Annotated in this window: 1 protein-coding gene; it reads left to right on the top strand. The window is 48.3% G+C overall.

From position 1 onward, the window contains the following. The first annotated feature begins 63 nt into the window (after positions 1-63). The gene (locus BUR42_RS29580) at positions 64-13,755 is read left to right on the top strand and encodes a PKD domain-containing protein (protein WP_143197514.1); all 13,692 of its coding nucleotides are present in this window, start codon (positions 64-66) and stop codon (positions 13,753-13,755) included. Positions 13,756-13,759 lie beyond the last annotated feature (4 nt).

The following is a 13,759-nucleotide window of genomic DNA, read 5'->3' as shown; positions in this document are numbered from 1 at the left end:
CATTCCTTACTGTATCGTAACCTATAAGCGCCTTCCAAAAGAGTGTTATTTAAATCTAGCTGTATGCCCCCGCATTGGAGCATCGCTATCATTCATTATAACGCTTCATGCATGGGGAATTTCTACTTTGTCCGAGCCATTTTCATTGTTTTGTTTTTAATGCTGCTATCGCAGTATGCAGTGGCCCAATCTACCTGTTCTGACCCGCAACGGGTTTGTGAAACCATTAATTTTCCTGCAAAAACAAATACCGCCAGTCTGGGTACAATACGATGCCTTGTTACCACACCGAATCCTACCTATTTGTTTTTCGAGGTGGCCACCGGCGGAAATGCTACCATCAGTGAAACGAATTCTGCCAATATTGACGTGGACTTTGCCTTGCTCGGGCCCTATACTTCCATTAGCAATATGCTGGCTGCCTGCGGAAACCTGCTGGGCAATGCGCAACCGGTAGAGTCCTGCAGTTATTCCACCAGTGCCAATGAAAGTATTACGTTCACCGGTGCGGCTGCAGGAGAATTTTACTTACTGATCATTACCAACTTCAGAAATCTGCCTACCAATATAAACCTGGCAAAGGTGGCAGGTTCGGGGAATGCTACCTTCAAGTGTTGTACGTTAAATGCAACAGCAGTGGCTACACCAGATTGTACAGGCAGCTCCGGATCTGTCACAGTAACAGCTACCAACACCAGCACCAATGTACAGTACAGCAAGGATAACGGCGCAACTTTTCAAACCAGCAATGTTTTTAATAACCTTACGCCCGGTACTTATTCATTAGTAGTGAAAGACGACAGCCGTTGCGTAAAATACCTTACGGCTACAGTGGCACAACCTGTGCAGAATAATTTTGTAACGCCCCCTTCGCAGGCCCTTTGTACAAATACACAACCTGCTACACTGCAAGGGACCACTCCAACAGGTGCTACAGGTTCTTATACTTATTTGTGGGAACAGAGCACCACAAGCGCAACTGCAGGTTTTAGCGCGGCGGCAGGTGTGAACAATCAACAAAATTATACCCCCGGCCTGATCACACAAACAACATGGTACAGGCGGGTGGTAACATCCGGCCCATGCAGCAGTACTACAACAGGTGTTCCCGTTAATATCACGCAAACCACGGCCACGGCCGCTGCGGGGAATGATCAGAACTTATGTAATGTAACCACCACCACACTGGCAGGTAATACACCTGCCGCCGGAACAGGAACAGGTACCTGGACGAAGGAATCGGGCCCTGCGGCTGTGATCACCACTCCCTCCAGTGCAAACACAACAGTAACAGGCCTTACGCCGGGTACATATATTTTCAGATGGACGATCACAAATTCCCCCTGCGGTTCCAATTTCGATGAAGTACAGGTGGTGATCAGTGCTTTGCCAACAACAGCAGCAGCGGGCCCGGATCAAAATCTTTGTAACGTAACATCTGCTACACTGGCAGGAAATACAGCAGTTTCCGGTACCGGTGCCTGGACGAAAGTAAGCGGCCCTTCTGCTACAATCACTAATACTGCCAGTGCTACCAGTACTGTTACCGGATTAACTCCCGGTACTTATACTTTCCGCTGGACGATCTCAAATGGAGGCTGTACGCCAAGCACAGACGATGTAACAATTGTAGTGAATGCATTGCCTACCACAGCAAATGCAGGAACGGACCAGAACCTTTGTAATATAACCAATGCCACATTAGGCGGTAATACACCCGTAACAGGAACGGGTACATGGACAAAAGTGAGTGGCCCCGCCGCCAACATCACCAGCCCTGCAAATGCTACTACAGGCATTACAGGTTTAACCCCCGGCACTTATGTTTTTCGCTGGACCATCACTAATGGCAACTGCACCGCTTCGTCTGATGATGTGCAGCTGACGGTTGCAGCCAATCCTACCACCGCCAATGCAGGGCCTGACCAGGCTTTGTGCAATGTAACCAGTACAACGATGGCCGCTGGTGCAGTAACAGCAGGAGCAGGTGCATGGAGTTCGCTTTCCGGCCCAACCACTCCCGTATTCACAAACCCGGCGAGCCCCACTACAACGGTCACCGGTTTAGCACCGGGTACTTATGAATTTGTATGGTCTGTTACCAACTCGCCCTGCGCTGCAAGTACGGATAATGTAAAAGTGCTGATCAATGCATTACCCAGCGTGGCAAATGCAGGCGCAGATAAAACACAGTTCAACAGCGGTGCTTTTGTGATGACGGGTAATACACCCGCTGTTGGTACAGGCACCTGGACGGTAGTAACAGGGAATGCCAATATTGCAAACCCTAATGCGCCCAACAGTAATGTAACCCTCAACCCTAATACCACTGCAACTCTACGCTGGACCATCAGCAATGGAAATTGTGCATCTTCAGCAGACGATGTAACATTAACCTATACACAAAGTACCGATCTGAAGATCACCAAATCAGATGCGGGCAGTGTTTATCAGACCGGGAAAAAAGTGGTGTATACCATTACGGTAGAAAACCTTGGCCCTTCAGACGCACAGGGATTTATTATTGCAGACAATCAGCCGGGGCAGTTAGAGAACTATACATGGAATGCCGCAACTACCGGGAACGGGGTAACGATAAGCCCTTCCAGCGGAACAGGCAATACCATTAACTGTTTGGGGACCATACCTTTTGCGCCGGGAAATAAAATTGTGATCACGTTAGAAGGTTTTGTGAGGGCCGGTGTAACAGGAGGTGCTACTATCACTAACAGCGCCAGTGTTACAGCTTCCGCCGGTGTAACAGATCCTGTACCGGGTAATAACAATGCGTCCGTAACAGGAATAGTGCAAAATAACCCGCCCGTTGCCAATAATGATCAATACACTACAGTAAGGGATGTAGCCGTGAGCGGAAACGTATTAACGAATGATACTGATCCGGAAAATGATCCGCTAACAGTAACCACCACGCCATTCACGCCTCCTGCACATGGAGTGCTGGTGTTAAATGCAAATGGTACATTCACCTATACACCAAGCCCTGGCTATACAGGTACAGATGTATTTGTTTATACGGTGTGTGATAATAAAGGAGGTTGTTCACAAGGCACCGTCACTATTTCCGTAACAGCGCCGGTAACAGATCTCTCCGTTACCAAAACATCTAACCCCACACAAGTGGTAGCAGGTGCTGATCTAACCTATACTATCACTATCACCAATGCAGGACCTTCTACTATCCTTCCTTCTGAGAGGTTTGTGGTGGAAGATAACTTCCCCGCAGAATTTACAGCAAATACTTATACTGCCAGCGAAGGAACATTTGATGCGGTGAGCGGTGGCTGGACCGGTGTGCAATTCACGCCGGGTAAAAGTATTACACTAACTATTGCCGGCCATATCAGTGCTTCATTCACCGGCAATTCAATTGTGAACACGGCGAATGTAACGCCTCCGCCAAACTTCACAGATCCAACCCCGGCAACCGGAAGTGTAACCACACCCGCCAGCAGGAGTATAGATCTGCAGATCACCAAAACGGATGGTAAAACTTCTTACGTACCGGGTACAAATACCATTTATACCATCAATGTTACCAATACGGGCCCTTCAGATGTGGCAGGTGCCCAGGTGAGTGATCTCCTTCCTGCAGGTATCACCAATGCATCGTGGAGTGCAAATGTTTCAGGTGGAGCTACCGTACCGGCCAATAGTGGAACCGGTGCCATCAGCCAATTGGTGAACATACCCGTGAATGGAACTATCGTGTATACGTTCACGATGGCAGTGCCGCCGGCTTTTACGGGTAATCTTGTGAACACAGCCACCGTAACAGCACCATCCGGTTACACGGAAAATAATACAGCTAACAATACTGCTACAGATACGGATACACCAGATCTGCAGTATGATATCAGCATTTCCAAAACAGCACCATCAAGTGCTGTGGCAGGAGGTGCTATCCATTATGAAATAGTGATACAGAATGCAGGCCCGTCAAATGTGGTGAATGCGGTGATTGCGGATGCAGTACCAGCGTCTATTCAGAATACTACGTGGACGGTAAGTACGCAGGGAGCTGCCACTGCCAGTGTTGCCAGCGGTACCGGCAACAATATCAGTTTTACCGGCAGCCTGCCGGTTGGTAATGCTAATATTATTGTAGTAGCCGTTAATGGAACCATTAGTGCAAGTGCTGCAGGGGTGATCCAGAACACAGCAAGCATAACACCTCCGGGCAAACCTGTTAGCAATTCAAATTCCACCTTCACTACTTTACTAAAACAAACGGGGCTCACAGTCGTGAAATCCGGTCCTGTATCAGGCAGCATTGCTGCAGGTACTCCTATCGAATATATTATACAGGTTACCAACGCCGGCCCTTCTGATGCAACAGGTGTTGTGATAACGGATGTTGTGCCCGCAGCAGTCACTAATGTTACCTGGTATGTATCCCCCCGTGGTAGTGCAAGAGCCTTACCTGACGGAGGTAGCGGTAATAACATCAGCACAACAGGAGATATTGCTGCAGGCACTGGTAATATTATTGAAATTCACGTAAACGGTATTGTACAGCCATCATTCACCGGCGTACTCACCAATGTGGCTACCGTTACACCTCCGGGCGGCACGGCAATAACTGATTCAGATGTTACAACTGTTGAAAACACCCCCGGCCTTGTTATTACAAAAGCTGGCCCTGCACAGGCAGATGCAGGTGGTGCTATTGCATATACTTTGTCCGTTAGCAATACAGGCCCATCCAATGCAGTGAACGCCAGTATCACGGACCTTATACATGCAGATATTGAGAACGTTCAGTGGACGGCTGCTGCCGGTGGTGCGGCCACAATAGTTTCAGGCGCTACGGGTACAGGCAACAATGTTGGCCTGACAGTAAATATCCCCGCAGGCAGTGGTAATACTGTTACCGTGCAAATTACCGGCAAAGTAAAACCCGGTGCATCGGGTACGGCTAAGAATACAGCCAGTGTGCAGGTAACCGGCCAACCAGCTGTTACTTCCAACGAGGTGAGTACCGCCATACAGAACCGTCCGGGTATTACCATTATTAAAACCGCAGCGGATACAGTAATAGCAGGTGAAATGATCACCTACTTTATAACTGTTCATAATACAGGCCCCTCAGATGCATTTAATGTAGTGATCAGGGATACACTGGCCCCTCAGTTACAACATATCGTACTCAATACGCAGCACAATGGTACGGCAGACGTATCCTCTGATGCAGTGAACGGGCAGATCGTTGATGTGCGGGCAAATATTCCTGCCGGAAGTGGCAACAGTGTGCTGATCGTTATTACAGCTACGGTAGATCCCTCTTATTCAGGCGATATTTTCAACCGCGCTACTGCCAGGTTAGCTAACGGAACAGATCTTCCAGGCGCACAGGTGAAAACGGTGGTAAAAAGCGAACCGCTGATTAAGATAACAAAATCAGCGCCTGCAGAGGCAATAGCGGGAGATAACATTGTTTATGTACTCACGGTAACAAATGAAGGGCACTCTGACGCGCCGGAAGTGAACATAGAAGATCTGATACCGGCAGATCTTACAAATGTTACATGGGTGGCAACAACAGCAGGCAGAGCATCTGTTTTGTCCGGCGCAACAGGTACCGGTAATATTTTAAGAGTAAGAGGCGTACTACCGGCAGATCCGCAGGGTAAGATCGTAGTAACTATTACCGGTAAGGTGAATCCGGCTGCCACAGCAGACCTGGCGAACTTTGCAACCGCCATGCAACCTGGCCAGCCTGCGATCCATTCAGATACAACAGATACTAAACTTATTTTTGAACCCGCGCTGCAGATCACCAAATCTGCTCCTGCATCCGTATCTGCAGGTAACGCTATTGCCTATACGGTGATTGTGAGCAACCATGGCTTGTCTGACGCCCAAAATATAACCATCACGGATGTACTGGAAGCCGAAATCAAAAATGCGAGATGGACGGCTACTGCAGCCAATGGGGCCACGGTACTAAGTGGCAGCGCCGGAAGTGGCAGCAATGTAAATGTAACGGGTAATATCCCGGCAGGTACAGGCACTATTACCATCAATATTAATGGCACAATAGATCCTGCATTCAAAGGTGTGGTGACTAATACTGCTACCGCTACCGTAAGCGGCCAGCCACCGGTAAGCAGTAATGCCAATACCAATGCAACGAATACAGCGTCCGTAAGGGTGAAGAAAACCGGCCCTGTCTCTATAATTGCAGGTAACCGCCTTACCTACGATTTTGTGATCACTAACGATGGGCCTTCAGATGCAAAAAATATCCTGATCTCGGACATCATTCCTGCTGCCATATTGAACCCTTCCTGGATCGCTACCGGCTTTGGCTCAGCTACTGTAACATCCGGCGGAACCGGCAGCGGTGCTAATATGGAAGTAACAGGAAATATTCCGTTCGGCAGTGGAAACCGTATCCTTATTACTGTGGGCGGCACTGCAGATCCTGCATTTGAAGGAAGTATTACGAACAGTGCAACGGCTAAAGCAGAGGATCAGCCATTGGTACATTCAGATACGGTAACAACAAGCATCATTAATAAACCCAACCTCTCTGTATTTAAACTGGGCAGTTCATCCCTTGCGGCAGGTAGTAAGATCAGCTACATTGTATCTGTTGCTAATAGTAGCCCTGCATCTAATGCAAAGAATGTTACCATTACCGATGTGATACCTGCACAAGTGAAAAATGCCACCTGGTCTGTAGTCACTTCCGGAAATGCACAGGTATTAACGGGTAACAGTGGCAGCGGAAACAATGTAGCCATCACGGCTAATATACCTTCTCAACCAGCTTCAGACCTTACTATATATATAGACGGAGTGGTGGATGCAGACTTTACCGGAACATTGGAAAACTATGCCAGTGTACAGGTTCCGGGGCAGCCGCTGCTTACTTCAGATACGGTGAAAACCCTGGTAACCAATGAAGTGGCCGTGCAGATAGTGAAGAGCGCGCCGCCTAAACTGGCAGCAGGTGAGCAGATCACATACACCTTGAACATTACAAATGACGGGCCATCCAATGCCAGTAACCTGCAAATAAGAGATACTGTTCCTGCTTCCATCACCAACGTAACCTGGGTAGCTACAGCCAGCGGAAATGCACAGATCACCGGTACGGCAAATGGTACAGGAAATATTATCGGCTTAACCGGTAGCTTCCCTCCGGGTGTTGCCAATGCGGTGATTGTAACTATTACCGGTGTGATACAACCTGGTTATACCGGTGCTCCCATAGAAAACCGCGGGTATGCATTACCAGTGGGTAAAGCAGTGGTATCTGATACTGCGGCTACTATTGTAGAAACCAGGCCTGGTATTAACATCACCAAGTCTGGCCCCGCTTCTCTGAAAGCGGGTCAGCCTGTTACCTATAATATACGTGTTACCAATGCAGGACCTTCAGATGCAATCGGGCTGGTTATAAAAGATACGATCCATGCAGCCATCCAGAATCCTGCATGGACAATTGTAACAAGTGGTGCAGGTACAACTGTAAGCAGCAGCAGTGGCACAGGAAATATCAATGTAACAGGTAATCTCCCTGCCGGCAATGGCAATGTGATGGATATTACTGTAACGGGTAAGGTAGATCCCTCCTTTAGCGGTACTTCCATCAGGAATACGGCATATGCTGTACCCGCTGGTTTGCCAGGTGTTTCTTCTACGGTGATCACCAATACTACCAGGTCTGCTGATCTGCGTATTTCCAAGAGCGGGCCTGCTAACGCAACAGCCGGAGAGAACATTACCTATACACTGGAGGTTACCAACGGTGGCCCATCCAATGCTACGAACATCAGTATAAAAGATACCGTGAGCACATTGCTCACCAATATCACCTGGACGGCAGTGGCCAATGGCAATGCCACAGTGAGTGCTGCCAGCGGCGTTGGAAGTGTGATCAATCTCACCGGTAATCTTGCTGCGGATGGAAGTACGATCGTAGTTACGATCAACGGCACAATAAATCCAGCAGCACCAAATGGTGTTATCACTAATACGGCGAGGGCAATACCGCCGGCAGGAACAACAGATTTTGCGGAAGCTATCAGTACCGTTACCACCAGTGTACTTCGGCAGGCAGACCTGGTGATCGTAAAAAGCGGGCCGGCGAATAGAACAGCAGGAGAAAGTATTGCTTACAAACTGGTTGTTACAAATAAAGGACTGTCTGATGTTACTGCTGCGGCTATCATTGATTCATTACCGGCAGACATTCTTAACCCGGTAGTAACCGCATCCCAAACTGGCAGCGCCAGTTTTGTAATCCTGCCTGTTGTGAACAATGTGGTGCGGGTAACAGGTAATATACCTGCAGGCACTGGGAATGCTATAACTGTTAATATTACCGGACAGGTAAATCCAGGCTCTCAACCGGTAGCTATCCGGAACACAGCGAAAGTGCTTCCGCCATCTGATGTTACAGAAACAGTGCCGGAAACAAATTCCAGTACCATTACCACCAATATCACAACTGATGTAGGCGTGCTGATCTCCAAATCAGGCCCTGCATCTGTAAATGTAAAAGATCCTATCAGTTATACGATAGAAGTGAACAACACGGGTATTTCAAATGCAAGCCCTGTTAAAATAGCGGATACTATTCCGGCAGAGATCACGAATGTAACGTGGACGGTAGCTGTGGAAGGAGCCTCCACCAGCGCCACCCCGCTCAGTGGATCAGGAAATATCGTTGGTGTGATCGGTACCATCCAGGGAATGTCCACAGAATCAAGTGGCCGTATTATCATCACTGTAAATGGAACGGTGAGCACCAGTGCAGGATTAACCATCACTAACACGGCCAGTGCAGAATTTGATGGCAAGAAAGAAAGTACGGTGGTAACGAGTGTAAATAAATCTGTGGACCTGCAATTGAATAAAACGGCGCCGGCTAATATTGCTGCGGGCCAGAAGATCGTATATGTATTGAAACTCACCAATAATGGTCCTGCAGATGCCATTGGGGCAGCTGTTACAGATAATGTGCCTGTTGAAATACAAAATGTAACCTGGAAAGCAGCAGTAACCGGTGGTGCAACTGTAAGCGCTTCATCCGGCACAGGCAATAATATTGCGGTAACAGCAGATGTACCTGCCAATACAGGTATGGTTACCTTTACCATTGAAGGCACAATAGACCCTGCATATGTTGGTACCCTTATCAACACAGCAGAGGCGCAACCTGCTGCTGGCGTTACAGATCCGCGGCCGGCGAAAGTGAGTGTTGCAACGATCGTGAATAAACAGACCGGCTTCTCTGTTTCTAAATCCGGCCCATCTGTTGTGTCAGCGGGTTTACCGGTGACCTATACACTGAATGTGACCAATGCAGGGCCTTCCAGCGCCACTGCCGTTAACATTACAGACCTTGTGCCTGCGCAGATCAGTAATGTAACATGGTCTTCTGCAGTAAGTAATGGAGTTGTGGTGACCGCTCATGCCACCGGTACAGGTAACCAGGTAGCGTTAACTGCAAACATACCTGCCAGTGGTATTGTGATAGTAACCATCGAAGGCACGGCGGATCCCCTGTTCAATGGTACCGTGAGCAACGTAGCTACTGCAGGGAATAATGATCAGACGGTGACCAGCGATTCGCTTAAAACACAGATCAGCTATTCACCCACACTGGAAATATCAAAATCAGGCCCTGGCAGGATCAATGCAGGGGAACGCATTAATTATGTGATCACACTTTCCAATAACGGGCCATCTGTTGCGCAGAATATAAATGTAGTGGATGTGATACCAACTGCATTGCTTGATGTTAAATGGTCTGCCATAGCAAGTGGCAACGCTGCTATCAGTGGTGGAAATCTCACAGATCAAACAGGTAATGTTGGCTTTACGGCTACTTTGCCACCGGGTACCGCCAATAATATTATCATCACTGTAAACGCACAGGCAAACCCGGATCTGGTGGGAGACATTATGAACATTGCCCGTGCTATCCCGGGTGCAGGATTACCGGAAATTGCAGATACCGTGGTGACCAATATCCGTAATGTGCCTACATTACGCATAGAAAAAGCAGCACCGGCAGATGTAACTTCCGGCAGTAACCTCAACTATAGCTTTAATGTATTCAATGACGGGCCTTCCAATGCGAAAAATGTGACCATCACAGATACATTACCTGCCCGGATGCAAAACGTAACATGGTCTGCCAAAGGTGTTGGCACTGCTACAATTGTTGGCGGCGACCTGGTGAACCAAACAGGCCATGTGAACTTTGTGGCTAACCTGCCTGCAGGAACAACCAACATCATTAGTGTAACCATCAATGGTAAAACAGATCCCGCATTTGCAGGGCTGCTTCAAAACACGGCATATGCCAAACCATTGGGTGAAGCGCTGGTAACATCCAATACCACCAGCACTACATTAAGGAGCCAGCCTGGATTACAGATCGTTAAGAATGGCCCGCAAACAGCCAGTGCAGGTACGGGCGTTAGTTATATGATAGAGCTTTCCAACAGTGGTCCTTCAGATGCAGCCAACATTGCGGTGACAGATGTAATACCTGCTCAGCTGAAAAATGCACTATGGTCAGCTACAGCATCAGGCAGTGCCACCATTGCCGGCGGAAATATTGCAGACAGGGCCGGCGATGTGAGTTTCACTGCCAGTATTCCTGCGGGAGATGGTAACCGTGTGAAAGTAGCGATCAGTGGTACACTGGATGCGGGGGATACCAGCACGGTAACTAATATCGCTACTTATACCATACCTGGAGAACCGCCGGTAAGCAGTACACCGGTTGTAACAAAAATTACATCAGACCCGGGTATTGAACTGAGTAAATCGGCGCCGGACAGTATTGCTGCTGGTAACCGCATCCGCTATGTGATCATGGTAGAAAATGCCGGGCCTTCCAATAGCGGTACTATCAACATTACAGATACCGTTCCTGGCCCTATCCGTGGTATTACGTGGACGGCCACTGCAGCAGGAGCTGCAACTATCCAGGGTAGTACAACAGGTGCCGGCAACCTGATCAGCCTGCCGGTGAATATTCCTGCAGGTACAGGCAATTATATCATGCTTGCCATTGAAGGTACTGTTCCTCCAACATTTGAAGGGCCATTGAAGAATATTGCCAGGGCGAAAGCAGGTGAAGTGGTCCTTTCACAGGATTCAGTAAATACACTGGCATATGTAAGCACTAACCTGAACGTTGTTAAAACAGGGCCGCAGGTAATTGCTGCAGGATTACCCGTTCATTATATCGTGAACATTAATAACAGCGGTGTATCTAATGCAACGGATGTAAGGATCAGGGACCTGGTGCCACCTGAGATCATGAATGTACAATGGACGGTGACATTGCTGGGCAATGCGCAATTGATCAACAATAGCCCGGCCAGCGGAACAGGTAATGATATTCAGCTGCAGGCATATATCCCGGCAGGTACCGGTAATGTGGTGCAGTTACTGGTGAATGGAATAGCAGATCCCGGCTTTACCGGTACTATCAGCAATACGGCTATCGCAGGAAATGTAAACGGAGACGCAGATACTGCTGTTGTAAGTACCAGCATAATAGAAGATGGCCGCATTGTGATCAATAAAACCGGGCCGCTGAAGATCTCTGCTGGTAATACCGTAAGTTATAACCTCAGCATTACAAATGCAGGCCCTTCTGACCTGGAAGACATTGATATTACAGATGTGGTGGCTGCTGCCATTACAGATGTAAGCTGGACCACTTCCACTACCGGCAACGCATTGGTAACAGTTGGCAAAACCGGTGCAGGTAACAACGTAGTGATCAGAGGAGATATAGCCGGTAGTGCAGGTAATACTATACAGGTACAGATAACCGGTAAATTAAATGCAGATGCCACAGGCACCATCACCAATATGGCCTTTGTGAAGAAGCCGGATGGCAGCACTGTTAGTTCTGATACGGTAACTACACAAATTGAACAGGAAGCAGATCTGCGCATCCATAAAGTAGCGCCGGATAAAGAAGAGGCGGGTACGGTAATGGAATATACCGTGTCTCTGCAAAACAACGGCCCTGCTAATCTTAAGAACATGACCGTGAGGGATACAGTAGCCCCGCAACTCACAAATGTTACCTGGACGGCCACTGCTACCGGCAATGCGCAAGTTGGTGGTACAACCACGCTCAGCGGAACGGGTAATCTTGTTGTATTCAATGCAGACCTTGCTGCGGGCGCTGCTAATCTTATCCGCCTGCAGATCACCGGGACTATAGATCCTTCCTTTATAGGTAATATTTCAAATAGGGCGGTAGCAGAAACTGTAACAGGCAAACGGATCACTTCCAATATCGCAGAAACGGCTATCGGCAGGAATGCAAATATCTCTATCACTAAAACAGGCAAGGATAACGTGATCAATACAGACAGCATGTCTTACATCATCACTGCATCCAATGCCGGCCCTTCAGTGGCAGACGGGGCTGTGATCACAGACCGGTTGCCTGCCGCTATGAGCCATATCAACGCAAGGGTTATAGGTACAACAGGTAATGCAGGAAACGTAACACTTAGCGTGGTAAATAATCTACTGAGCGGAACGGTGGAAACTTTCCCTGCAGGCAGCAGTGTAAGGATATTGGTAACGGGCATTGTGAGTGGAACCGGGCAGATGAGTAATACAGCTTCCATTGCTCCGCCGTCCCGTGTGCAGGATACAGATACCACAGATAATAAAACGCCGGGTGTAAATACAAACATTACGCCGCAAACCAAACTGAAGGCTGCGAAAGAGATCCTGACACCTGCACCTTACCCGGTGGGCAGCACTATCCGTTACAGGCTAACGGTGAATAATCCGGGCCTGCTGGCATTAAACCCTGTTGTTTTCACAGACCAGTTGCCGGCACGCAGCAAAGTGTCAGCACCTGTTATTACAGCTCCTGCAAAAGGCACAGCAGTGTATGATGCAAATACTAACCAGATCAGGTGGACGATAGGTTTAATGGATGGCAACACCAGTGCACAAATGGAATATGCCATGACGATCATTGATACCGGGGCTATTTCCAATAAAGCAGTAGTAGCTGTTCCGGGTACTAATGGTTTCACTCCGGCTATCCCGGATTCCGGTTTAATTAATGTAACGAGTGAATACCTGGCTAACCTGAAAGTGGTGAAAGAACTGAATACGGCAGCACCGTACAGGATCAGGGACGTTGTTACGTTCACCATCACTTTAACAAATGCGGGCCCCAATAAAGCCACACGTGTTGTGGTGGAAGACGTGATTGCCGCCAACCTGGATGTTCCAAGGGATATCATTGTAAGCGCAGGCGCTACCAACTATAACCCTGGTACCCGCCGTTTTGTGTGGACGCTGGACAGCCTTGCAGCAAATGGCACTGCCACTTTGCGATTCGGTATCAGGATCAACAGCGGAGGAAGTGTAACCAATACGGCGAGCGGTACTTCTGCAGAAAAAGACCTGGTGCCCGGGGATAACATTTCTGTTATACCGGAACAACCTATCACGGGAGAAGTAGTGTTTATTCCTAACACCTTTACTCCAAACGGAGATGGCAGGAACGACAAGCTCGTGATCCTGGATATCACGAAATTCCCCGGATCTGCTCTTGTAGTGTACAACCGCTGGGGAAATATAGTGTACCAATCCAAAGATTATCAAAACCAATGGGATGGATCCGGACTGAATGAGGGAACCTATTATTATACCCTGGAACTACGTACACCAACTGGCATCAGGGTATTCAAAGGATGGATAGAATTGTTACGATAGCTAT

It is taken from the genome of Chitinophaga niabensis, assembly GCF_900129465.1.
Classification (GTDB): Bacteria; Bacteroidota; Bacteroidia; order Chitinophagales; family Chitinophagaceae; genus Chitinophaga; species Chitinophaga niabensis.
The sequence above is the reverse complement of the archived record's forward strand: the minus strand, read 5'-3'. Positions and strand labels throughout refer to the sequence as shown.